Raw genomic sequence first — 23556 nt, forward strand, 5'->3', positions numbered from 1 at the left:
TTCACCTCGCGGTGGCGAACAGGCTCGCCTTCACGCTCTCCGCGACCCGCTCGGGCGAGAGTCCGTACTTGTCGAGGAGGAAGTCGTTGGGAGCGGATTCCGACCACCGGTCGTCCAGGCCGATCCGGGTCAAGGCCACGCGTCCGCCGGCCGACACCAGTTCGGCGACGAGGCCGCCGAGACCGCCGATGCGGCTGTGCTCTTCGACGGTGATGATGTGGTCGGCATCGCCGATCAGCCCGAGCAGTGCCGGCTCGTCGAGCGGCTTGAGTGTCGCGAGGTGGATCACGCGAGCGTCGATGCCGTCCTGGGCGAGCAGGTTCGCCGCGTCGACGGTGCGGGATGTCTGCACCCCGGTCGAGATGAGCGTGATGCCCGTGCCCTCGCGCACGACGACCGGCTTGCCCGGCTCGAAGACGAAGTCCTCGGAGAAGACGGGCGTGACGGCATCTCGCGCGAAGCGCGCGTACACGGGGCCCGGGTGCTCCGCAGCCCACCGGATCACGGCGGCGGCCTCGTACTCGTCGGCCGGTGCGATGACGGTGATGTTCGGCATCGCACGCATGATGGCGAAGTCCTCGATGTCCTGGTGCGTCTTGCCGCTCGAGCCGTTCAGCAGGCCGCTGTACGCCGCGGCGATCCGCACCGGCGCTTTGGTCTGCGACACGAGCATCCGGATCTGATCGATCGCGCGGTGCGTCAGGAACACGCCGAACGTCGACAGCCACGGGCGGTAGCCGAGGGTGCTCATGCCGAAGGCCATGCCGACCATGTTCTGCTCGGCGATGCCGATCTCGATGAACGCATCGGGCTGCGCGTCTGCGACGATGTCGGCGCGGGTCGAGGTGGCCAGGTCGCCGTCGAGCACGACCAGGGTGGGGTCGACGGCAGCGATCTCGGCGAGAGTCTCGCCCCAGACGACGCGTTGAGCCTTCATCGGTTCTGTCCTTCCTCAGCGAGCTCGGCGACGAGCTCTGCGCGGGCCACGTCGAGTTGCTCGGACGTGGCGATTCCGTTGTGCCACTTGTAGGTGCCGCTGGTGAAGGAGATGCCCTGCCCCTTCGTGGTGTTGGCGATGATCACGGTCGGCTTGCCCGAGACGCCGCGCGCCTCGGTGACCGTCTGGTACGCCCCGAGAATCGCGTCCCAGTCGTGGCCGTCGATGGAAAGGGTGTTCCACCCGAAACCGCGGAAGACCGCGTCGAGATCGACGTGCCCCATCGGTTCGCTGCGATCGAACCGGTCGCTCTCGGCGGCGGGCCATCCGTACTGCTGCAGGCCGTTCAGGTCGATGATCAGCGTCAGGTTGTCGAGGTGGAATCGGGGCGCCGAGATGACGGTCTCCCACACCATGCCCTCTTCGATCTCGCCGTCGCCGACCATGACCCAGGTGTGGAAGTCCTTGCCGAGGCGCTTCGCGGCCAGCGCCATGCCGGCTCCGGCGGACAGCCCCTGCCCCAGCGACCCGGTGGACGAGTCGACGCCGGGCGTGATGAGCATGTCGGGGTGGCCCTGCAGACGGGAGTCCCCGTGATCGAAGGTGGCGAGCTCGTCCTCGGGGAAGTAGCCGCGCAGCGCGAGCACCGTATAGAGCCCGATCGCCGAGTGGCCCTTGGAGAGGATGAAGCGGTCGCGATCCGGGTCCGACGGGTTGGTCGGATCGATGTTCAGCTGACGGAAGTACAGCGCGATCAGCAGGTCGGTGGCCGACAGCGGCCCCCCGATGTGGCCGGCCTTGCTCATTGCGACGGTGTTCAGGATGTGCCAGCGCGCGCGTCGAGCCAGAGCATCCAGCTCAGCCGACTCAACGGTGAGGTTCTCGACGATGGACATTGTTCCCCTTGCCTTGGACTGTAGGAAGTGAGTGCAAAGCTACCATGCAACGAACGTCGTGTCTACCTCGTGATATTTTCTGAATTGACTTCTTTGCGTCCGCCCCATGAGAATGAGGCCATGACCGTGCCCACTGACGCCGCCGGAATGGAGATTCTCCAGAAGTCCGGCGCCGTGATCTCCGCGCTCGAGGAACTCGGCGAAGAGACGGCACAGGCGCTGGCCGCGCACGTCGGCGAACCCGTCAGCTCGACATACCGCCTACTCGCGTCGCTGACGAGCATCGGCTGGGTCGACGCCACGACACGTCGGGGCTACTTCCGGCTCGGCGTGCGCTTCGTACGCGTCGGCAGCCTGCTCGAGGACCAGCTCAGTGTCCGCGATGCGTGCCGGCCCGCCCTGGAGGCCCTGCGCTCGCACACCAACGCCACCACCTTCCTCTGCTTCCTGCGCAACGATGCGGCCGTCTGCGTGGAACGACTCGCGGGCCGCGACGTCCAATCGCTCGCGATGCGCCTCGGCGATTCACTCCCGCTCTTCCGGGGCGCCGCCCCGCTCGCGCTCTTCGCGTTCCTCCCCGATGGCGAACGAGACGCGACTCTGAAGCGATTCGCCGAACGGCGACGGCAGGGCGAGGCCATCCCGTCCGACAAATCGTTGCGGTCGACCTTGCAGCTCGTCCGCGATCGCGGCTACTCGCTCTCGGACCAGGACGTGACCCCGGGCATCGCCGGCATCGGGGCGCCGGTCTTCAACCATCGCGGCGAGCTGGAGGGAGCGATCTCGGTGAGCGGATTGCGCAACCAGATCCTCTCCGGTGAGAACGACGTCGCCGAAGCGACCGTGCACGCGGCGGCCGAGGCGAGCCGAGCGCTCGGTGCGCAGATCCAGGGGGTGCGTGCATGAAACCCATCAAGGTGCTCGTCAATGCCGATGACGTGATCGGACTGCTCAGCACGCAGGGGCCGCTGACACCCGCCGAGATCGCAGAGCGCGTGCAGATCCCCCGCCCGAGCGTCTACCGTCTCCTCGACGGCTTGAACGCGATCGGTCTCACCGAGCCTCTCCCCGATTCACGAACACAGCTGAGCCTGCGGTGGCTTCACCTGGCCGACCGCGCACGCGCATCGATGCGCGAATGGCGCGACGCGCACGGCGTGCTGGTCGACCTCGTCGATCGCACCGGTCAGACGGCCTACCTCTCTGTGCTGCGCAAAGACGAAGCCGTCTGCATGGACTGGGAGCAGGGTCGCGGGATCGGCGTGCTCGTGCTCAAGCCCGGACGCACCCTCCCGTTGAACGCCGGTGCGGCCGGTCGCACCCTGCTCGCCTTCAGCGCCGACATCGACGCGTACCTCGAGAACTCCGACCGCCGGCGCTTCACGACGAAGACCCTGGTCGACGATGCCGAACTGCGAGCGGATGCCGCGGCCACCCGCGCGCGCGGCTTCGCGATCTCGGATGAGGACGTCACCGACGGGATCGGCGCGGTGGGCATTCCCGTCAGAAGCGGCTCGGGCGCCGTCATCGGCGCACTGTCCCTCGCCGGGCTGGCTGACGACATCACCGCGGAGCGCGATCGACTCGTCGCCGAACTGCGCCGCTCCGCGGATCAGCTGGAGCGCAACGTCGCCGACGCGTGAACGGCGGCCCCGGCGCTTTCACGTCGGGGCCGCCGTCAATCCGCTGACCGGCTGGGCGCTACGCCCACGACACGGCGATGTACTGGCTCTCCATGTACTCCAGGAGTCCTTCCGCGCCGCCTTCGCGTCCGATGCCGCTCTGCTTCATGCCGCCGAAGGGAGCTGCGGGATCGGAGACCAGACCCCGGTTGATGCCCACCATGCCGGATTCGATCTGCTCGCTGACCCGCAGGGCCCGACTCAAGTCCCCGCTGTACACGTAGGAGACCAGGCCGAAGGGTGTGCCGTTGGCCAGGTCGATCGCCTCCCGCTCGGTGCGGAAGGTGACGATCGGGGCGACGGGGCCGAACACCTCGTGCGCCAGGATGTCGGCATCCGCCCGTACTCCGGTGAGCACCGTCGCCGGGTAGAAGAAGCCGTCCCCCTCGGGCACCGTGCCGCCGACCAGCAGCGTCGCGCCCTCGTCGAGGGCGCCGGAGACCAGTCCGTGGATGTCTTCGCGGGCGCGCTCGTTGATGAGGGGCCCGAGCTTCGTCTCGGGATCGAGACCGTTGCCGAGCTGAAGTGCGCCCATCTGCGCAGCGAGCGCTGCGCTGAACTGCTCGGCAACCGCCTCCTGCACGTAGAAGCGGTTGGCCGCGGTGCACGCCTCGCCGCCGTTGCGCATCTTCGCGATCATCGCTCCGGCGACGGCCGCCTCGATGTCGGCGTCGTCGAACACGACGAACGGCGCGTTCCCGCCGAGCTCCATCGATGTCTTGAGCACCGTGTCTGCGGCGAGCCTCATCAGATCCACTCCCACCTCGGTCGATCCGGTGAAGGAGAGCTTGCGGACGCGGGGGTCGTGGATCATCGCGCTGACCACGGGCCCGGAGCGCCGGCTCGGCACGACATTGATGACCCCGGCGGGCACGCCGGCCTGCTCGAAGATCGTCGCCAGGGCCAGCGCCGTGAGAGGAGTGTCGCTCGCGGGTTTCAGGATCACCGTGCAGCCGGCCGCCAATGCGGGACCGATCTTGCGCGTTGCCATCGCGGCGGGGAAGTTCCACGGCGTCACCAGGATGGCGATGCCGACCGGGCGGTGAGTGACCAGGATGCGGTTGGCCCCTGAGGGCGCCGTCTGCAGTGCGCCCGGAATGCGCACCGCCTCTTCGGAGTACCAGCGCAGGAATTCCGCCGCATAGACGACCTCGCCGCGCGCATCGGAGAAGACCTTTCCGTTCTCCGCGGTGATGAGCGCCGCCAGATCGTCGGCAGCGTCGATGATCAGCTGATACGCGCGCAGGAGGATCGTGGCGCGCACGCGCGGCGGCGTGGCCGCCCAGTCGGCAGCGGCAGCGTCGGCCGCATCGACCGCCGCGATCGCGTCGTCGACGCTCGCACTCGCCACGGTCGCCAGCACGGCGTTCGTGGACGGATCGCGCACGTCGAAAGACTCGCCGTCGCTCGAGGGGCGCTCCACCCCGCCGATGATCAGGCCGGTCGGAACGCTCTGGAGGAAGGTCGCCACGGAGTCGGCGGAGGGAATCGTCATGAGTTCTCTTTCACAGGTGAGGCAGGCGAAGGCGCCGGGGAGGCGACTGGTCCGCCTCCCCGTGCGACTCAGAGATAGAGGTGCTGCGCGGCGCGCTTGTCTTCGTAGACCTTGCGGGCGATCTGCGTCGATTCGAGGGTGGAGACCTCCGCCACCGGCACATCCCACCACGCTCCCGATCCGCCGAAGCGGGCCTGGGCATCCACCTGCACGTAGACCACGCTGGTGCCGTCGTAGGCCTTCGCCTCTTCGAGCGCGCGCGTGAAGTCCGCGGCGTTGTCGGCAGTCCAGACCTTGGCCCCATAGCTGGCGGCGTTCGCCGCGAAGTCCACTTCGAGGCGGGCGCCGTTGTGCATAGAGCCGTCGCCGCGCTCATTGAAGCGTGTTCCGAACGTCTGCGATCCGAGGGTGTCCGAGAGGGCCGCGATCGACCCGTAGCCGTAGTTGTCGACGACCACGAAGGTGATCTTCAGGTGCTCCTGAACCGCCGTGAGGATCTCCTGCGAGAGCATCAGGTAGGTGCCGTCGCCGATCAGGCCGAAGACGTGGCGCGAGCGGTCTGCGAGAGCGTTTCCGATGGCTCCCGGGATCTCGTAGCCCATGCAGGAGTTGCCGTACTCGATGTCGTAGCCCTTGCTCGAGCCCGGCCGCCACAGCCGGTGCAGGTCGCCGGGCATCGATCCGGCGGCGTTGACGATGACGTCGCGCTCGCCCGACGCGGCGTTCAGGATGCCGAGCATCTGCGCCTGAGACAGGGTGCCGGAATCATCGACCTCGATGATGCGGTCGATCTCGGCACGCCACTCCGAGGCGTTGCCGACGGCGGCCGCACGCGTCTCGTCGTCGACGCTCCAGCCGCCCAGTGCCTCGAGCAGGTCGCCCAGCGTCTCGCGCGCGTCTCCGACGAGCGCGGTGGCCGCCTCTTTGAGCGCATCGATCTCAGCCACGTTGATGTTGACGAACTTCACGTCGGGGTTGTGGAAGAGCGTGTTGGACGCGGTCGTGAAGTCGGTGTAGCGGGTGCCGATGCCGATCACGACGTCCGCGTCACCGGCGATGTCGTTGGCGAAGCGCGAGCCGCTCGCGCCCAGCGCGCCCAGGGCGAGCGGGTGCTCATGGGGCATGGCGGCCTTTCCGGCCTGCGTCACTCCGACGCCGATACCGGTCGCATCCGCGAACTGCACGAGCTCGTCGATCGCGTCCGAGTAGATGACGCCGCCACCGGCGATGATCACCGGCTTGCGGGACGCCTTGATGATCTCGGCGGCACGCCCGATCGCCGCGCGATCGGCGCGATTGCGTGCGACGTGCCAGACCCGGTCGGCGAACAGCTCCTCGGGGAAGTCGAACGCCTCGGCCTGCACGTCCTGGGGCAGCGCGATGGTCACGGCCCCCGTGTCGGCGGGGCTGGTGAGCACCCGCATTCCCTCCAGCAGCGCGGAGGCGAGCTGCTCGGGACGCATCACCCGGTCGAAGTAGCGCGACACGGCACGGAACGAGTCGTTCGCCGTCACATCCATCGAATAGGGCATCTCCTGCTGCTGCAGCACAGCGCCTGTCGCGCGCGTGGCGAACACGTCCGCCGGCAGGAGCAGAACGGGCAGGTGATTGACCGTCGCGGTGCCGGCGCCGGTCACCATGTTCGTCGCGCCGGGTCCGATCGAGGTCGACACCACGAGCGCGCCGAGCCTGTTGCGCATTTTCGCGTAGCCGATGCCGATATGCACCATGCCCTGTTCGTTGCGGCCCTGGTAGTACGGGAACTCGTCCTCGTACTGGAGCATCGCCTGGCCGAGGCCGGCGACGTTGCCGTGGCCGAAGATCCCGAAGCCGCCTCCGAAGAACTTCTCGGTGACGCCATCGCGCTCGACGTACTGCGCCTGCAGGAAGCGGACGACGGCCTGGCCGACGGTGAGGCGGACGGTGGGGTGAGAGGTGTTCTGCGTCATTGCTTCAGTCCAGTTCGCTCGCGGCGGAGGTCTCGGGGTATCGGGGGATGAACGGCACCCGCGCATCGAGACCGAGCTCGGGCCATTCGTTCTGCAGCGGTGCGAGCGCGGGGTCCTGGAATGCCTGGAGGGTGCGCTCGGGCGCCGGCCCGGCGAGCACGTTCAGGTAGTAGAGGTCGTGACCGTGCGCGGCGACCGTCGTGTGGTACGACCAGGGAAGGACGCAGATGTCGCCGTCTCGGACCGTCTCGACGAGGTCGAAGTCGCGCTCGGGCGAATAAGCCCGCTGCACCGCCCAACCCTTCTCGGGGTCGCGCAGACGGTAGTAGTACGTCTCTTCCAGCTCTGCTTCGCCATCGTGATCGTGCTCATGCTTGTGAGGGGGAAAGCTCGACCAGTTGCCGCCCGGGGTCCACACCTCGACGACGAGCAGCCGGTCGGCGGGGAAGCCGGGAGGAATCGGGGTCGCGACCTGACGGGTCGCGTTTCCGCCACCTCGAGCCTCGACACCGAGATCGTCGGGAGTGACGAGTCGCACCGCGTGCTTGGTCGTCGCGAGAGCCGAGGCGATCGCGACCTCGGCACCGTCGGCCGAGGTGATGGTGACCTCGGTGTCTCGCGGGACGTAGAGGGTGTATCCGAGTCCGTCGAACACGCTCGCGCGCCCGCCGAAGACGATCTCCTCGCCGTCGACGATCGCTGTCACGATGCCCGAGAGCGGTGTGAACGATCGCTCCTGGTCGTCCGCGGCGATGACGATCGTCTCGCCCGCGGCGAACTGCTTCACCGAGAAGCTGACGTACGTCCAGCCGGCCAGCTCGGGCGTGATGGTGTCCCACTCGCCGGCCTTGAAAATGCGAGGCTGCGCCATTGCGTACCCTTTCGTTGTTGTCTTGAATATTACCAGGTGGACGATGCGTCTGCTAGACGCGAACTTCGCAACGTTCGGTCGATCAGGAACGGGCGCCGCTCTTGCGAGCGGCGCCCACCCGAATCAGTCCTCGGACGTCACCACTCCGGGGTGACGTCCGGGTCGCTCGCGTTCTCGGCAGTGACCTTGATGGACGGCATCAGCAGGTCATCCACCGCGTCGCCCGCGAGCACCTGCTCTGCGAAGACCATCGAGTTCTCGCCATCCCATGACGACGACTGGAAGATCGTTCCGTCCAGCTCGCCCGAGATCACCAGCGGGTTGCCCAGCTTGGTGTTGCCGATCGACGTGATGAACAGCGACGCGGGATCGATGTCGCGCGCCTTCAGGGCGTCGATGGCACCGGCGACCATCGTGTCGTCGGCGGCGTAGATGCCCTTCACGTTGGCAGCGCCCACCGACGTCAGCATCTCAGATACCGCGATCTGCGAGTCGTCCTTGCTCCAGTTGCCCGGCTGCTCGGCGAGGATCGTGACGTTGGGGCAGCTCTCCTCGATGGTGTCGACGAACCCGCCACGGCGCGTCGTCGCGGTCGAGTTGCCGGTCAGACCGTTCACCATCAGGATCCCGACCTCTTCGTCACCGGCGAGCTCGCACATGATCTCGGCCGAAGCCACGCCCTGGCCGTAGGTGTCGGGACCGGAGAAGCCCGCGGTCAGATCCTTGTCCTCCGGGTTGACGTCCGAGTTCGTGACCGTGACGGGGATGCCGGCGGCCTGCGCGGCCGCCAGGCACGGACGCACGGTGTCGCCGACGGCGGGCCACAGCACGATGAGATCCGGCTGCGCGGCGACGGCGACCTCGCACTCGCTCGCCTGCTGATCGGCGTCGTACTTCGAGTTCGTGATGGTCAGCTCGATGCCGAGTTCATCGGCCTTGGCCTGCATGGCGGGCAGGTACGACGTGCCGTACGGCTGGTCGGTGCCCTGGGGAAGAAGCGCGTAGATCTGGTATGACGCTTCGTCGCCGCCCGAGTCGCTCCCCGCCCCACAGCCGGTGAAGGCGAGGGTGGCCACGGCGAGTGCTCCGACGAGCGTCAGTGCTCGAGATGATCGCATTTTCTACTCTTTCGTTCGGGTGATGGTGGTCAGGATGCGGATGCGGGGGGCCGGGCTCTGTCGCGCCCTTGGAAGGACAGCCGGAGCCCGTTGATGGCGGCACGGAGATTCGCCGGATCGGTGATGATCGCGAGGAACAGCACGACGCCGACGAAGATGTCCTGCACGTCGACCTGCACGCCCGACAGGGTGAGCGTGACCTGCAGCATCCCGAGTGCGAACGCCCCGATCAGGGTGCCGAGGATCGAGCCGCGCCCGCCGGTGAGTGCGACGCCGCCGATGATGGCGGCCGCGATGCTCGCCAGGAGCACAGTCGAGCCGGCGGTCGGGTCGGCCGCGGTGCGCTCGAGCGTGTTGATCACGCCGGCGAGAGCCGCCACGAAGCCCGAGATCACGAATGCCGTGACCAGGCGTCGTTTGACGGGGATGCCGGCATCCACCGCCGCCTGACGATTGCCGCCGACCGCATAGAACTCACGGCCGGACTTGACACGGGTCAAGAACAGCTGCAGCACGACGAATGCGAGGAAGAAGAGCAGCACCCGAGGAGTCAGCGGCCCGAGGATCGGAGTGCCGAAGGCCAGGCCGAAGTCGATGTTGGTGAGCCGGACCGGTTCCTCGTTCGACAGCACGAACGCCAGACCGCGCAGGGCGAAGAGCATGCCGAGGGTCGCGATGAAGGAGTTGATTCCGACGACGACCACGAAGAACGCGTTGATCAGTCCGATGACCACCCCGGTCACCAGGGCGGCGACGATGCCGAGCCCGATGTCGGGGATGGATGCCATCACGACTCCCGAGACGGCGAGCGTGCTCGCCACGCTCAGGTCGAGCTCGCCGACGAGGATCACCACCGTCAGGCCCAGTGCGACGAGGCCGACGAGCGCCACACGGCCCAGGGTCACCTGGAACGACGTGAAGACGACGGGCTCGACGATCGCCGCGAACGTGCCGACGAGAACGAGGAGGATGACTGCGCGGCCCTCCGTGCGGCGCGCGATGAACACGCGGACACGGTCGAGCAGGGTTACCGGCTGGGTGTCCAGCCTCATTGTCTGCGTCACCGCTGTGCCGCCCTTCGTGCGATTACGTCGATGGAGACGGCGAAGACGATCAGTGCGCCGATGGCCATCTGCTGGAAGCCGAATCCGATGCCGGACAGGACGAGGATGTTCGTGAGCACGCTGACGAAGATGACGCCCAGGAGGGTGCGCATCACGCTCCCCTTGCCGCCGAAGACGCTCGTGCCGCCGATGATCACCGCGGCCAACGCCCGGAAGTCGTAGCCGACCGACATGGACGACACCGCGGTGTTGGAGAACGCCGCCAGCGCGAATCCCGCGATCGTGGCGGTGACCGCCGTGATCAGGAACGCGCCGATGACCACTCGTCCGGTCGCGACGCCGGCGAGCCTGGTCGCCTCCTTGTTCGAGCCGAATGCGCGGACGGTGAATCCGAACGGGGTGCGGCTCATGATGAACCAGAGGATGACCGCGATCACGAGCATCAGAAGCGCGGAGAGCGGGATCGGTCCGAGCTTGGCCTGGCCGAATGCCCGGATCGGGCCCCCGTCGGGGCCGAACACGATGCTGCCGCCCGAGAGCCAGCGCAGCACGCCGAGCCCGATGAAGGTCGTCGAGAGCGTGACGATCACGGCGTTGGCCTTGAAGAAGCCGACGGCCAGGCCGTTGACGAGGCCGTAGACGAGGGCCACCAGCAGGGCGAGCCCGATCGCCGGGATCAGCCCGATCTGGTTGCTCACCCCGATCAGGATCACGGCGGATGTCGCGACCTGGGCGACGACCGAGAGGTCGAGGTAGTTGCCGCTGACGACGACGAACGTCATGCCGAGGGCCACGATGCCGATGGGAGCCGCGCGGTAGAACACATCGGTGATGTTCTCCAACGAGGCGAATCCGTCGACGAAGATCACCGCTCCGAGGATCAGCAGGATCGTGAAGACGATCACTCCCTGCTGGGACAGCCAGAGGAGTGCGCGCAGGCCCGGCTTCCTCGGCGTGACATCCGGCGTCGTGGCCTCGGTCTTCACCAGCTCGGTGTGCGTGGGGGTGGGTGTCGACATCATGCGCCTACCATCCGTTCTCCTGATGCCAGTGACATGACCGACTTCTCCGTCGCTTCCTCCGGGGAAAGCGTTCCGACGATGCGACCGTCACGGATGACGTGGATCAGATCCGAGAGCTCGAGGAGTTCGGGCAGGTCCGAGCTCACGACCAGCACCGCCGCGCCGTCGTCGGCGAGAGCGCGGACGAGCCGGTGGATCTCCGCCTTCGCACCGACGTCGACGCCGCGCGTGGGCTCGTCGAGGATGATCAGCTTGGGATTGCGGCCCAGCCACTTCGCGATGACGACCTTCTGCTGATTGCCGCCCGAGAACTCCCCGACCTCGCGGGTGATCCTCGGGGGTCGGAGACCGACGTCGCCGGCGAGCTGCCGCACGTACTCGACGATGCGCTTCTTCTGGAGGACTCCCCACCGGGACAGTTCCCACCGGTTGGGCAGGGCGACGTTGTCGATGACGGTCATGGTCAGCGCGGCGCCATCCGTTCGACGCTCCTCGGGGACGTAGCCGATGCCCGCGTTCACGGCGGATCGGTAGCTGCCGATGCGGCGTGTGCGGTCGCCCGCTGTCATCGTGACCGTGCCGCCCGTTCGCGTGTCGGCACCGACGATGGCGCGGACCAGTTCGGTGCGACCCGCCCCGACCAGGCCGCCGAGTCCTACGATCTCGCCTTCGCGTACGGTGAGGTCGACATCGTGGACCTTCTTGGCGCGGATGCCGCGAGCATCGAGGACCACGTTGCCGGGGTGCGCCTCGCGGCGGATCGCCAAGTCCTTGGCGAGTTCCCGCCCTACCATCGCGTCGATGACGGCGCCGGGCGTGGTCTGGTCGAGCCGCCCGCTGGTGACGAGGCGACCGTCGCGGAGGATCGTGACATTCGTTCCGATCCGGAAGACTTCGGGGATGCGGTGCGAGATGTAGATGATGGCCATTCCCGCAGCCGCCAGCCGCTGAAGCATGTCCAGCAGGTAATCGGTCTCGGCCGGCGTGAGGGTCGCCGTCGGCTCATCGAGGATCAAGACCTTCGGCTTGCGGGCGACCGCGCGAGCGATCTCGACGAATTGGCGCAGCGACACCGAGAGCCGCGCGACGCGCTCGTCGAGGTCGACCTCGACGCCGATCTCCGCCAGCGCGCTGCCGGCGATCCGCGCCATCTCGCGTCGGTCGATGAATCCTGCATTCGACGGGGTCGTGCCCAGGACGATGTTCTCGGCGACGGTCATCTCGGGAACGAGGCTGAGTTCCTGATGCACGAGCGCGACACCCGCTTCGAGTGCGGCGCGCGGGCCGCCGCTGAGTGGCGCGCCCTCCACGAGCACTTCTCCGCCGTCCGGTGTGAGCACTCCGGCGAGCATGCGCATGAGCGTCGACTTGCCGGCCCCGTTCTCGCCCACGACCGCGTGGATCTCGCCTCGCTGGACATCGACAGAGACCCGATCGACGGCGATCGCGCCGCCGAAGCGCTTCACGACCTCGACCGCGCGGATGACCGGAGCGGATGCTGGATCTGCGGCGTTTGTCACCGTAACCACCTAAACGTCGTTGTTGTACTGGCTTGCTCGGACAAAGCAGCGCGTCTGTGCGCCTGCGGCCCAATTTGGACCGGTCCATTTTGTGGAGTGACTAAACCGTAGGCGACCATCGCTGACAGTGTCAAGTGCCAGAGGACGATCTGCCCTCAGGGACGGCTGGACCGCCGGACGACCAGACGGGGCTCGATCAACTGGGATTCCTCGTCGGCCCGGTCGGCGTTCAGGAGGAATTTCACGGCGGTCGCACCGATCTCGCGATTGTGGGGATCGATCGAGGTGAGCGAGATCCGGTGGAACGCCGCCAGGAACGTGTTGTCGTAGCCGGTGAGGGCGAGGTCCTCCGGCACCGACAGCCGAAGATCGTCCGCGGCCGCCAGTGCACCCAGAGCCGCGAGGTCGTTGACCGCCGTGATGGCGGTCGGTTTCTGTCCCGGCCGGGTCAAGAGGTTCCGGGCGGCCGTATAGCCGCTCGCCTCGCTGAAGTCCGCGCTCTCGACGCGCACCTCGGCGTCGAGTCCGTGCGCCTTCATCGCCGCTCGATAGGCCTCGGCCCGCTTCGTCGAGACCGGACCGCCGAGGCCTCCGATATGGGCGATCCGGGAATGGCCCTGCTCGACCAGGTGATCGACGACCAGCGCCATCCCGAGCATCTCGTTGCTTCGCACCGAGCGCGCCAGAGGAAGATCCTCGGCGATCGCGCTCGCGACCACGATGGGGAGCTGGTACGCGAGCTGCGACAGGGATGCCATCTCGGGCACCGACCCGACCAGGAGGACGCTGCTCGGCCTCAGGTCGCCGAACGCGGCGAGGATGCGGGTGTCGAGCTGGGCGACGCCGCCGTCACTGGGAAGGACGGCGCTGGTCATCAGGCTGAAGCGTCCTGCTCGCGCGAGCTCGAGTCGGGCGGCGTCGACCACCTCGGCGAGGACGGGGTTGTGAAGGTCGGCCACGAGGATGCCGATGAAGTTGCCGTCATCGGCGGCAAGGGACCTCGCCACCCAGTTCGGGCGGAAGTCGAGCGTGGCGGCGGCGGCGAGCACGCGCTCCCGCCGGACAGCGCTCACGCTGTCGGGGTTGCTGAAGACGAGTGAGACCAAGGACTTCGATACCCCCGCTGCCGCGGCGACATCCCTGATCGTGGGCCGCTTGGGCCCCGCGTTCGCGCCGTTGCTGGGCAATCTCTGTACCACCTATCTGCCGGAGTCAGACTAGCGGAACGGGCCTGGACCGGTCCCGATCCCGTTTTACGGCGCCTCGAATTCGCATGCGGCTTCGTGATCTGCACTTGACAGCGGTGGTCGCCGCGGCATATTTTGGACCGGTCCAGACCAGAGAACACGGTTGGTGGGCGCAGTGTTGCGCAGAGAACGCACGCGGTTCTCCGTCACCCTGCGGCTGCGCAGCAACGGCGTTCGCAACTCAGCCAGGAGACGACATGACCGACTCCCCCACGTCCGCACGCTCGATCGGCATCGGTCTTGTCAGCGTCGGCTGGATGGGGCGGCTCCACAGCCGCGCTTACAGCAACCTTCCGATCGTGTATCCCGAGCTGGGCATCGCGCCCCGGCTCGTACACGCCGCAGACACCGCCGAAGCAGGGCGCGACTTCGCTCGCGATGTGCTCGGCTACGAGCGCGCGAGCGCCGACTATCGCGCCGTCCTCGCCGACCCCGAGGTCGACGTCGTCTCGATCTGCGCTCCGAACTTCCTGCACGCCGAGATCGGGATCGCGGCGGCCCAGGCCGGAAAGCCGTTCTGGATCGAAAAGCCCGTCGGGCGCTCCGCGGTCGACACCGCCGCCGTGCGCGACGCCGCGATCGCGGCGGGGGTCGCGACATCCATCGGGTTCAACTATCGGCAGCCGCCCGCGATCCAGCTGGCCCGCCAGCTGATCCTCGACGGCTCGCTCGGGACCATCACCAACGTTCGCGGCCGCTTCTTCGGCGGCTTCAACGCCGACCCCGAAGCGCCTCTCGCGTGGCGATTCATCCGCGAACTCGGAGGAAGCGGAGTGCTGGGCGACCTCATGGGTCACCTCGTGGACCTCGTGCAGTTCCTGCTCGGCCCGATCGGCTCCGTCACCGCGACCACCGGCACCTACATCACCGAGCGTCCCGCACTGCCGGGCAGCCCGGACGCGGGTCGGAAGCTCCCGGTCGAGAACGAGGACTACGCCAACATGCTCATCCGCTTCGACGATTCGGCTCTCGCGTCGGGCGCCCTCGGCACGCTGGACGCCTCATGGATCGCGGTCGGACCGAAGGCGGAGTACGCACTCGAGATCTTCGGCACCGAGGGCTCCCTCCGCTGGAACTTCGAGCACCTCAACGACCTCGAACTCGCCACCCGAGGTGCCGGCGGGCGCGTCGGCTACACCCGCCTCGTCGCCGATGACACCTTCCCCGAGTACGCCCGCTTCCAGCCCGGGTCCGGCACCCCGATGGGCTACGACGACCTGAAGACGATCGAGGCGAAGAAGTTCCTCCTCGCCGTGCTCGGGGAATCGTCCGAGAACTCCAACATCCACGACGCGCTCGCCTCGGCCCAGGTACTCACCGCTGCAGAAGAGTCCGCGATCACCGGAGAATGGGTCGCACTACCCGTCATCCCCGGCCACACAGGCAACACCCGAGTCACGGAGGTAGTCCGATGAGCGTTCCCAAGATCGCAGGCGCACCCATCAGCTGGGGGATCAGCGAAGTTCCCGATTGGGGCTACCAGTTCACGCCGGAGCGCGTCCTCGGTGAGATGCGAGAGCTCGGATACACCGCGACAGAACTCGGACCCGACGGATTCCTTCCGCCCGAGCCCGCGGCGAAGGCGACGGAACTCGCGAAGTTCGGGCTCTCCGCCATCGGCAGCTTCGTGCCCGTCGTCCTCCACGACGCCGACAGCGACCCGCTCCCCCGGCTCGCCCGAGAGCTCGACGACTACGAGGCTGCCGGCGCAGACGTCCTGGTGGTCGCTGCGGTGACCGGCCAGGACGGCTATGACGTCCAGCGCGAGGAGCTGACCGAGCAGCAGTGGGCGACGTTGTTCCAGAACCTCGACGCCATCCGCGAGCTGGCCGCGTCCCGCGGCGTGACCGCTGCGCTGCACCCGCACGTGGGTACGGTCGTCGAGACCGCATCCGACGTGCAGCGCGTCGTGGACGGCTCGTCCGCGCTGTTCTGCTTCGACACCGGTCACCTCATGATCGGCGGCACGGATCCCGTCGCCTTCGCCCGTGACAACGCCGACCGGATCGCCCACACCCACCTCAAGGACGTGTCGCTCGCCGGGATGCACCGCGTCAAGGACGGCGAGATCAGCTACTTCGATGCCATCGTGGCCGACAGCCTCTACCGGCCGCTCGGGCAGGGCGACGTGGACGTCAAGGCGATCGTGAAGAGCCTCGTCGACTCCGGGTACACCGGCTGGTTCGTCCTCGAGCAGGACAAGGTCGTATTCGACGAGCCGGGCGCCGGAAAGGGACCGATCGAGGATGCGCGCGCGAGTGTCACGTTCCTGCGAGCCGTCCTGGACGAACTCGACGGCGAAGGCTGACGCGGATGCGTGTCGGTGTCGCCGGCCTCGGCCGGATCGGGATGATGCACGCTCGCAATCTGGCGCAGTCCGAGGGCGTGAGCGAGGTCGTCCTGCTCAGCCGCGACAGCTCTCGGCTGAAGCCGGCGCAGGTCCTCCTCGAAGAGGCGCTCGCCCCCGACGCACCGGTCGAGGTCGCCGGCGAGTTCGCTCCGCGCGGGCGCACCGCGGACGTTCGGATCGGTGCCGGGTGGGACGCCGAGATCGAAGCGCTCGACGGTGTGATCATCTCCACGATCACGAGCACTCATCCCGAACTGACCCGAAGCGCTGCTCGGGCCGGAGTGCCCGCGCTCGTGGAGAAGCCGCTCGCGCTCGACCTCGGTGAGCTCGAGCGGCTCGCGGATGAACTCGACGACCTCGGCACCGAGGTGATGGTCGCCTTCCATCGACGCTACGATCCCGCGCATCAGGAACTGCACCGTCTCATTCAGGCGGGCGAGGCGGGAACCGTCCGGGCGATCACGGCGACCAACCACGATCGCCTCCCGCTCTCGACGGCGTACATCCCCGTGTCGGGCGGCATCTGGCTCGACATGCTGATCCACGACTTCGACATGATTCCGTGGGTGAGCGGGCAGCGCGTCAAGAGCGTCTGGGCCACCGGGTCGGTGCTGGATGCCCCGGCGCACGCCGAGTACGGAGACGTCGACTCGGCGCTGGCGGTGTTGACCCTGGAATCGGGAGCCGTCGCGACCGTCAGCGGGCTGCGTCGCAACGGCGCGGGGCAGGATTCCCGCCTCGAGGTGTTCGGATCGCTCAACTCCTACGGCGCAGGCCTCGAGGAGCGCACTCCGATGACCTCGACCGAGCCCGACGCCTCCGCACCGGCGGCGCCCTATCAGCAGTTCATCGAGAGGTTCGAGCGCGCATTCCGCGCCGAGATCTCCGCTTTCATCGACGTGGCGAAGGGAACGGGTGAGAATCTCACCCCGCCCCGCGAAGGCCTCGCCGCCATTCGCATCGCCCTCGCCGCAGACGAGTCCCGGCGCACGGGCGAGACCGTCGATCTGTTCTGACCCACCGGCATCCCTTCATCCATCGAAAAGGAAAACCCATGACCTCCCCCGCGAAAATCGGCCTCATCGGCACGGGCCGCATCGGCAAAGTACACGCGGCCAGCATCGCTGCGCTTCCGGAGACGACCCTCCAATGGGTGTGCGACCCGTTCATCGAGGGTGCCGAGGCGACCGCGCAGCTCTTCGGCGGCGTGCACGTCACCGCCGACCCGAGAGACGTCATCTCATCAGGCGACGTGGACGCCGTGGTCATCGCGGCGCCGACACCGACGCACGTCGACCTGATCGACCTCGCCATCGACGCCGGCGTGCCGGTGCTGTGCGAGAAGCCCATCGACCTCGACATCCTGCGGGTGGATGCCCTCCGCGAAAAGGCGCGCGCGGCATCCACTCTCATCTCCCTCGGGTTCAACCGCCGATTCGATCCTCATTTCGCGGAGCTGCACCGACGCGTGAGCGCCGGCGAGATCGGCGCACTGGAGCAGCTGATCATCACGAGCCGCGACCCCGAGCCTCCGCCCGCGGCGTATGTCGCCGTCTCGGGGGGAATCTTCCGCGACATGACGATCCACGACTTCGACATGGCCCGCTTCTTCGTGCCGAACATCGTGGAGGTCACCGCCCACGGCGGGAACCAGTTCAGCGGGATGATCGCGGATGCCGACGACTACGACTCCGCTGTCGTGGTGCTCCGGGGCGCCGACGGAGAGTTCGTGACGATCACCAACTCGCGGCACAGCGTGTACGGCTACGACCAGCGCCTCGAGGCGTTCGGCGACGAGGGGCTGCTGCAGGTCGGCAACATCGGGCCGTCGAACGTGCGGTCCTCCACGTCGGCGGGAATCGACACCGGTTCCGAGATCTACGGCAACATCGTGCGCTACACCGACGCGTACCGGCTCGAGCTCGCGGCATTCGTCGAGGCGCTGCGCGGCGGCGAGGACCGTACTCCCGGATTCGAAGACGGTCGCGCCGCACTGATCCTCGCCGATGCCGCTCTCCTGTCGGCCAAGGAGAACATCACCGTCGCCGTGGACCTGAGCGCATGAGCACGCCCGAACTCGTCGCCACGTGCTGGACGAGTGCCGGCGATGTGGCTCCGCTGGACGTGCCCGAGGTGAGCCCGTTCCCGATCGAGGAGCGGGTGCGCGCCATCGCCGATGCCGGGTGGGTGGGAATCGGACTCGGTCAGGACGACCTCCGGCACGTGCGCGACACCATCGGGTTCGCGGCCCTGCGGTCCTTGATCGATGACGTGGGACTTCGCCATGTCGAGGTCGAGCTGGCCTCGGGATGGTGGCGCTCCGACCTGAAGTGGCGGGGCACGTGGGAGCTGCTGCTGGATGCCTCGACGCAGCTGAAGGCCGAGTTCATCAAGATCGGCGCCGCGATCGAGACCCCGCTCGACGACATCACGCCTCTCGTCGAACCGCTTCGCCGGCTCGCCGATGAAGCGGCCGCCGTCGGCGCCCGGGTCGCACTCGAACCCCTGCCCTTCGGGCTCGTGGGGACGATCCCGAAGGGAGCGGAGCTGATCCGCGCGGTCGCGCACCCGGCCGCCGGGCTCCTGGTCGACTACTGGCACGTCTTCCGCGCCGACACCACGCTGCCCGAACTGGTGGCGTCGCTCGATGCCGGCATCGTCTTCGGCGTCGAGCTCAGCGATGCTGCGACCGACATCTCGGGCACGCTCTTCGAGGACACGATCCACAATCGGCGGTTGATCGGTCGCGGCGATCAGGACGTCGAAGGGTTCATCCGCGCGATGCGAGAGGTCGGCTTCGACGGCCCGTGGGGAGTGGAGATCATCTCCGCCGAGCATCGTCAGCGGTCGCTCGTCGATGCCCTGACGGCCGCGCACGACTCGACGCTCGAGACGTTCGCGCGGGCGGAGTCCTGACAGCCGCCCGGTGAGACCGGTAAGCGTGAGCCGAGACCCGAACAGGGTCTCGGCTCACGCTTTTTGCTCAGGGACCAGGTCAGGCTCGGCCTCGGGCGTAGAGCTCTATCGCCTCGGCAGCCGTCGCGTGATCGACGACGTCCGGCTCGCCCGACATGGTCAGGGTTCCCACGACCGCATCGCCGACCATGAGCGGGATCGCGCCGCCGGCCGCGCGCAGGGTCACCCCTTCCACCTCTCGCTCTACGAAGTCGACGCCCTCTTCTTCGAATCTCAGCCGCACGAGCAGCGAGGGCACGCCGTACTCGCGCGCGGTCGCCGCCTTGCCCGCGAGCCACGGATCGTTGCCGGGTCCCGTCGATCCGAGCTTTGCCCGGAACACGAGGTCCTCGCCCACCGTGATGTCCACGGCGAGGTTCAATCCCCGTTGCTTGATGAGCTCGACTGCGAGGAGTCCCAGCTCTACCGCGTCGTCGTTGGAGAACGAGTCGAACTGCGGATTGGGTGTCGCGTCCAGGTCGGCGAGCACGTCGCGGATGTCGGCGTTGTCAGGCATGGGACTCCTCTTCGTATGGATCGATCAGGGGTGCGGGGTGAAGCTCGGCGCCGCATGAATCGGCGGAGCGGCGTCGACCTCGACGTCGACGGGGGCGACTGCCCCGGAGTCGGCCCAGGCCGTGCAGCTCCCCATGGCATGCCGCCGCGAGTATTCGAGGGATGCCGCCTATATTTCCACACAGCAGACGATTTGTCTGTTCTGTAGGACATGCGTTACAGTCGCTCCCGAACGGATGAGCGAGGAGAAGCCGTGGCCCTCAATGGCGAGAACACCGACTCGATGGTTCAGGCAACAGCCGAACCTCCAGCGACAGCTGTGGTGCGGGTGCGGCCGACCGCGAGCCCGACGGCGCTCGGCCGCATCCGGTCATTCGCGATTCACAACGCCCTATGGTTCGGTCTCGCCGGCCTGGTGCTGGCGATGTGCATCGCCTCGCCGACATTCCGATCGCTGGTCAATCTCCAGAACGTGCTGTCGCAGAACGCGGTCATCGGCGTGGTCGCTTGCGGAATGCTCGTCGTGATGATCTCGGGCGGTTTCGACATGTCCGTCGGAGCATCCGGCGGTCTGATCGTCGTGACCGTCGCCTTCCTGTCCGGGGTGATCGGCATCGTTCCCGCCATACTCGCCGGCATCGTGATCGGACTCATCGTCGGTGTTCTGAACGGCCTGATCGTCGCGAAGCTGGGCATCAACTCGTTCATATCGACCCTGGCCGTGGGCAGCGTCATCACCGGTGTCACGCTGGTTCTGACCAACGCCGCTCCCGCGCAGGGCGACATCGGCTTTCTCACCGGCATCGCGTTCGGCAAGATCATGGGCGTCCCGTGGCTGTTCGTCATCTTCCTGTCCTTCGCCGCGATCACGCACCTCACCCTTCGGCGCACCAAGCTCGGCCACTGGATCTTCGCCACCGGAGCGAACGCCAGCGCGTCGTATCTCTCCGGCGTGCCGACCAGCCTCGTTCGCGTCGCCGCCTTCACGTTCGGCGGACTCGCAGTGGCGATCGCCGCAGTCATGCTCCTCAGCCAGAGCGCCGTGGGTCAGCCTTCCGCCGGCACCGCCTGGCCGCTCAACGCCATCGCCATCTGCGTCATCGGCGGCACGTCGCTCTCCGGCGGAGTCGGGCGCGTGTCCAACGTCATCGCCGCCGCGCTGATCCTGGGCGTCGTCTCGAACGCCCTCAATCAATTGGGCATCTCGCCGTATTGGCAGCCGGCGGTCAGCGGTCTGGTGATCCTCATCGCCGTGATCGTCGACCGGACCACCTCCGGGCGTCAGCTGCGCTGACTCGACCCGATCCCGCGCATCCTTGTGCACCCCCACAGCTCACTTCAAAGAATGGAATGAACAATGTCGTTGACTTCACGCACCCGCCGTGCCGGCACTTTCGCCGCTGCCGCCATCACGCTGGGGCTCGCCGCCGGCGCACTGACCGCGTGCAGCTCGGATGCCTCCGCCACAGGCGACGATGACGGCTCGTTGTCGATCGCTCTGCTCGCCTTCGACACCACCAACCCCTGGGTCGCGACGCTGGTCTCGGGCGCAGAGAGCAAGGCCGACGAGCTCGACATCGACCTGACCGTCTCGAACGCGAACTACGACAACGCTGCACAGATCGCACAGGTGCAGGATGCGGTTGCGAAGGGTGTCGACGCGATCATCATCCAAGCCGCGGACGCCGACGGCATCGTCCCGGCCGTCAACCAGGCGACCGAGGCGGGCATCGCCGTCTTCGCGGTGAACGCGAACGTCGGCGACGGCGCCGAGGTGGTCAGCTTCGTGGGCGCTGATCAGTCGCAGATGGGCGTCGGGGCGGCCGAGCTGGTCAAGGAGGCGGTTCCCGACGGAGGCGCGGTCGCCCTGATCCAGGGCGCGGTCGGCAACCCCATCTCGACCGTCCGCACCGAGGGCTTCACCGAGACGCTGGGCGAATGGCCCGAGTACGAGATCGTCGCAACGGTGACCGACAACTTCACCAGCGACGAGAATCTCGCTGTCGTGCAGGATCTGCTGGCCAAGTACCCGGCAGGACAGCTCGACGCGATCGTCGCGCAGGGCGGGCAGCTGTACGTGGGAGCCGAGTACGCCGCGAGCATCGGCCGGGACGATGTGGCATTCATCGCCAACGACTATCCGATCCAGGTGCGCGACGCGATCGTGGCCGGGCAGATCTTCGGAACGGTCAATCAGGACGGCGCCCTGCAGGGCTCGTCGGCGGTGGAGGCCGCCTTCAACTGGCTCACCGGCAACCAGGATGCGGTCCAGCGCCCGACGCAGTACATCGACCTCCCGCTGGTCACGCAGGACAACGTCGCCGACTTCGACACGACCTGGCGCAGCTGATCACTCAGAGCCGGGGTCTGCGGCCCCGGCTCTGCCGAACGCCAGGAAAGGGCGACACGGATGACACATGCAGCTTCGGCGCACCGCTTGCGCATGAGGGAGATCAGCAAGTCCTTCGGACCGGCGACGGTCCTTGACCGAGTGAGCCTGGAACTCGCTCCCGGAGAGATCCACGGCCTGGTCGGTCAGAACGGCGCAGGCAAGTCGACACTCATGAAGGTGCTCGGCGGGGTCTACCCCGACCACGGGGGCACGATCGAGATCGACGACGAGAGCATCGTCATGTCGACCCCCCGTGCGGCGCTTGCCGCGGGGATCGCAGTCATCTATCAGGAACTGAGCCTCATCCCGTCGATGACGGTCGCCGAGAACATCGTTCTCGGCATCGAGCCGGGGCGCGTGGGTTATGACCGAAGCCGCAGCGAGGACCTCGCCCGAGAGGTGATCTCCCGTTCCTCGGCCCTGAGCGCACTACCGCTGAACCGTCTGGTCGGCTCACTCGGTGCCGGGACGCAGCAGATGGTGGAGATCGCCAAGGCGCTCGCGCGGAATGCGAAGGTGCTCGTCCTGGATGAGCCGACTGCGCGACTGTCCGGCCCCGAGCGAGATCAGCTGCACGCACTCACGCGCGAACTGGCCTCCCACGGCACCTCCGTGGTCTACATCTCGCACTTTCTGGAAGATGTTCTCGATGTCACGTCCCGTCTTACCGTCCTTCGAAACGGCGCGGTCGTGACCACAGCCGACACAGCGACGTTCACCCGCGACTCCCTCGTCCGTGCGCTGCTCAGCAGGGCGTTGCTCGAAGACGAGTTCTCGGCACGGGACGTGCCGCCGCGCGCATCCGCCATCGCGCTCCGCGCCGAATCCATCAGCGCACCGGGTTTCACCGACATCGATATCGACCTGCGCGAGGGAGAGATTTTCGCCATCGCCGGCCTCGTCGGTTCCGGGCGCACGCGCCTGGCTCGCGCGCTTTCGGGGGCTGCGCGCATACGCCAGGGTCGACTCGAGGTCGGCGGACGCCGCGCCGCATTCCGCTCACCGCGCGCTGCGGCCGCCGCGGGAGTCGTGCTCGTTCCCGAAGACCGCAAGTCGGACGGCATCATCGCGAGCGCGACCGCGCAGGAGAACCTGCTTCTGCGGGCGCTCGATTCGTCGCTCGCCCCCGGTGGCATCGTCCGCATCGGCGCAGCTCGTCGAATCGCTCAGGAACGCATCGAGGAACTGCAGGTGCACCCTCCTCTGCCTCAGCTTCTGGGCTCCGGCTTCTCCGGCGGAAACCAGCAGAAGCTGCTGATCGGCCGAGCACTGCTCGCCCGGCCGAAGGTGCTGATCACCGACCAGCCCACCGCGGGCGTCGACGTCGGAGCGAAGGCGCAGATTCACGCCCTCATCCGGGATGCTGCCGCCGCCGGCACCGCCGTGATCGTCATCTCGGACGACCTCGACGAGTTGCTTGCGCTGGCGCACACCGTGGCGATCGTGGACCACGGGCGTATCACGAGCGTCTTGCGCCGCGACCAGATCGACCACGACCAGTTGGTGGAGCGCATCTCTGCGGCGTAGGGAGCCCTCGGTGCA

At 67.6% G+C, this 23556-nt stretch carries 21 protein-coding genes; 10 read left to right on the forward strand and 11 right to left on the reverse strand.

The features are described from left to right. Position 1 precedes the first annotated feature (1 nt). Entirely contained in the window at positions 2 to 937 is a 936-nt protein-coding gene (locus KEC57_RS04975; protein WP_229383412.1) for a transketolase family protein, read from the reverse strand. After that, positions 934 to 1833 (reverse strand): transketolase, encoded by a 900-nt coding sequence (locus tag KEC57_RS04980; RefSeq protein ID WP_229383413.1) that lies wholly within the window; start codon positions 1831 to 1833, stop codon positions 934 to 936. Before KEC57_RS04980 ends, KEC57_RS04975 begins: the two co-directional genes overlap by 4 nt. A gap of 120 nt (positions 1834 to 1953) precedes the next feature. Between KEC57_RS04980 and KEC57_RS04985 the strand changes: the two genes are divergently transcribed. Together KEC57_RS04985 and KEC57_RS04990 are read left to right on the forward strand one after the other, a co-directional pair. Further along, a complete protein-coding gene (locus tag KEC57_RS04985; RefSeq protein ID WP_229383414.1) occupies positions 1954 to 2739 on the forward strand; it encodes an IclR family transcriptional regulator in 786 nt (261 codons plus the stop codon). Next, positions 2736 to 3476 (forward strand): IclR family transcriptional regulator, encoded by a 741-nt coding sequence (locus KEC57_RS04990; RefSeq protein WP_229383415.1) that lies wholly within the window; start codon positions 2736 to 2738, stop codon positions 3474 to 3476. The genes KEC57_RS04985 and KEC57_RS04990 overlap by 4 nt, the downstream gene beginning before the upstream one ends. Before the next feature lie 58 nt (positions 3477 to 3534). Here KEC57_RS04990 and KEC57_RS04995 read toward each other — a convergent pair whose 3' ends face one another. The 8 genes from KEC57_RS04995 to KEC57_RS05030 all read right to left on the reverse strand — a co-directional run bounded on the left by KEC57_RS04995 (position 3535) and on the right by KEC57_RS05030 (position 13741). Next, positions 3535 to 5010, reverse strand: coding sequence for an NAD-dependent succinate-semialdehyde dehydrogenase (locus KEC57_RS04995; protein WP_229383416.1), 1476 nt, complete (start codon positions 5008 to 5010; stop codon positions 3535 to 3537). 68 nt (positions 5011 to 5078) lie between these two features. Continuing rightward, positions 5079 to 6959 (reverse strand): 3D-(3,5/4)-trihydroxycyclohexane-1,2-dione acylhydrolase (decyclizing), encoded by a 1881-nt coding sequence (iolD, locus tag KEC57_RS05000; RefSeq protein WP_229383417.1) that lies wholly within the window; start codon positions 6957 to 6959, stop codon positions 5079 to 5081. A 4-nt stretch (positions 6960 to 6963) separates the two neighbouring features. Beyond that, complete coding sequence (gene iolB / locus KEC57_RS05005) at positions 6964 to 7830, reverse strand: 5-deoxy-glucuronate isomerase (RefSeq protein ID WP_229383418.1); 867 nt, start codon at positions 7828 to 7830, stop codon at positions 6964 to 6966. Between the two features lie 137 nt (positions 7831 to 7967). Beyond that, on the reverse strand, positions 7968 to 8948 hold the full coding sequence (locus KEC57_RS05010) for a sugar ABC transporter substrate-binding protein (RefSeq protein WP_229383419.1): 981 nt from the start codon (positions 8946 to 8948) through the stop codon (positions 7968 to 7970). A gap of 29 nt (positions 8949 to 8977) precedes the next feature. Continuing rightward, complete coding sequence (locus tag KEC57_RS05015; protein ID WP_229383420.1) at positions 8978 to 10000, reverse strand: ABC transporter permease; 1023 nt, start codon at positions 9998 to 10000, stop codon at positions 8978 to 8980. Positions 10001 to 10008: 8 nt separating this feature from the next. Then, positions 10009 to 11034 carry an ABC transporter permease gene (locus tag KEC57_RS05020; RefSeq protein WP_229383421.1) on the reverse strand — a complete coding sequence of 342 codons (1026 nt, stop codon included), beginning with the start codon at positions 11032 to 11034 and terminating at the stop codon, positions 10009 to 10011. Then, positions 11031 to 12554: a sugar ABC transporter ATP-binding protein gene (locus KEC57_RS19060; protein WP_229383422.1), complete on the reverse strand. Its 1524-nt coding sequence runs from the start codon at positions 12552 to 12554 to the stop codon at positions 11031 to 11033. The genes KEC57_RS05020 and KEC57_RS19060 overlap by 4 nt, the downstream gene beginning before the upstream one ends. A 155-nt stretch (positions 12555 to 12709) precedes the next feature. After that, positions 12710 to 13741, reverse strand: coding sequence for a LacI family DNA-binding transcriptional regulator (locus KEC57_RS05030; RefSeq protein WP_229383423.1), 1032 nt, complete (start codon positions 13739 to 13741; stop codon positions 12710 to 12712). A 257-nt stretch (positions 13742 to 13998) separates the two neighbouring features. Here KEC57_RS05030 and KEC57_RS05035 point away from each other — a divergent pair, with 257 nt between their 5' ends. From KEC57_RS05035 to KEC57_RS05055, 5 genes are read left to right on the forward strand one after another with little or no spacing between them, the layout of a single operon-like run. Further along, positions 13999 to 15216, forward strand: coding sequence for a Gfo/Idh/MocA family protein (locus KEC57_RS05035; protein ID WP_229383424.1), 1218 nt, complete (start codon positions 13999 to 14001; stop codon positions 15214 to 15216). After that, positions 15213 to 16109 (forward strand): sugar phosphate isomerase/epimerase family protein, encoded by an 897-nt coding sequence (locus KEC57_RS05040; RefSeq protein ID WP_229383425.1) that lies wholly within the window; start codon positions 15213 to 15215, stop codon positions 16107 to 16109. Before KEC57_RS05035 ends, KEC57_RS05040 begins: the two co-directional genes overlap by 4 nt. Positions 16110 to 16114: 5 nt before the next feature. Beyond that, complete coding sequence (locus tag KEC57_RS05045; protein ID WP_229383426.1) at positions 16115 to 17167, forward strand: Gfo/Idh/MocA family protein; 1053 nt, start codon at positions 16115 to 16117, stop codon at positions 17165 to 17167. Between the two features lie 38 nt (positions 17168 to 17205). Beyond that, on the forward strand, positions 17206 to 18216 hold the full coding sequence (iolG, locus tag KEC57_RS05050; RefSeq protein WP_229383427.1) for an inositol 2-dehydrogenase: 1011 nt from the start codon (positions 17206 to 17208) through the stop codon (positions 18214 to 18216). After that, positions 18213 to 19067: a sugar phosphate isomerase/epimerase family protein gene (locus KEC57_RS05055; protein ID WP_229383428.1), complete on the forward strand. Its 855-nt coding sequence runs from the start codon at positions 18213 to 18215 to the stop codon at positions 19065 to 19067. Before iolG ends, KEC57_RS05055 begins: the two co-directional genes overlap by 4 nt. Before the next feature lie 79 nt (positions 19068 to 19146). Here the strand turns inward: KEC57_RS05055 and KEC57_RS05060 are convergent, their stop codons facing one another. Beyond that, the gene (locus KEC57_RS05060; RefSeq protein ID WP_229383429.1) at positions 19147 to 19623 is read right to left on the reverse strand and encodes a heme-binding protein; all 477 of its coding nucleotides are present in this window, start codon (positions 19621 to 19623) and stop codon (positions 19147 to 19149) included. A gap of 252 nt (positions 19624 to 19875) precedes the next feature. Between KEC57_RS05060 and KEC57_RS05065 the strand changes: the two genes are divergently transcribed. The 3 genes from KEC57_RS05065 (at position 19876) to KEC57_RS05075 (ending at position 23541) form a co-directional block, all read left to right on the forward strand. Beyond that, positions 19876 to 20916 (forward strand): ABC transporter permease, encoded by a 1041-nt coding sequence (locus KEC57_RS05065; protein WP_229383430.1) that lies wholly within the window; start codon positions 19876 to 19878, stop codon positions 20914 to 20916. A gap of 63 nt (positions 20917 to 20979) precedes the next feature. Beyond that, the gene (locus KEC57_RS05070) at positions 20980 to 21972 is read left to right on the forward strand and encodes a sugar ABC transporter substrate-binding protein (RefSeq protein ID WP_229383431.1); all 993 of its coding nucleotides are present in this window, start codon (positions 20980 to 20982) and stop codon (positions 21970 to 21972) included. Between the two features lie 93 nt (positions 21973 to 22065). Beyond that, entirely contained in the window at positions 22066 to 23541 is a 1476-nt protein-coding gene (locus KEC57_RS05075) for a sugar ABC transporter ATP-binding protein (RefSeq protein ID WP_229383432.1), read from the forward strand. The last annotated feature ends 15 nt before the right edge of the window (positions 23542 to 23556 follow it).

Source organism: Microbacterium allomyrinae (genome assembly GCF_020682705.1).
Taxonomy (GTDB): Bacteria; Actinomycetota; Actinomycetes; order Actinomycetales; family Microbacteriaceae; genus Microbacterium; species Microbacterium allomyrinae.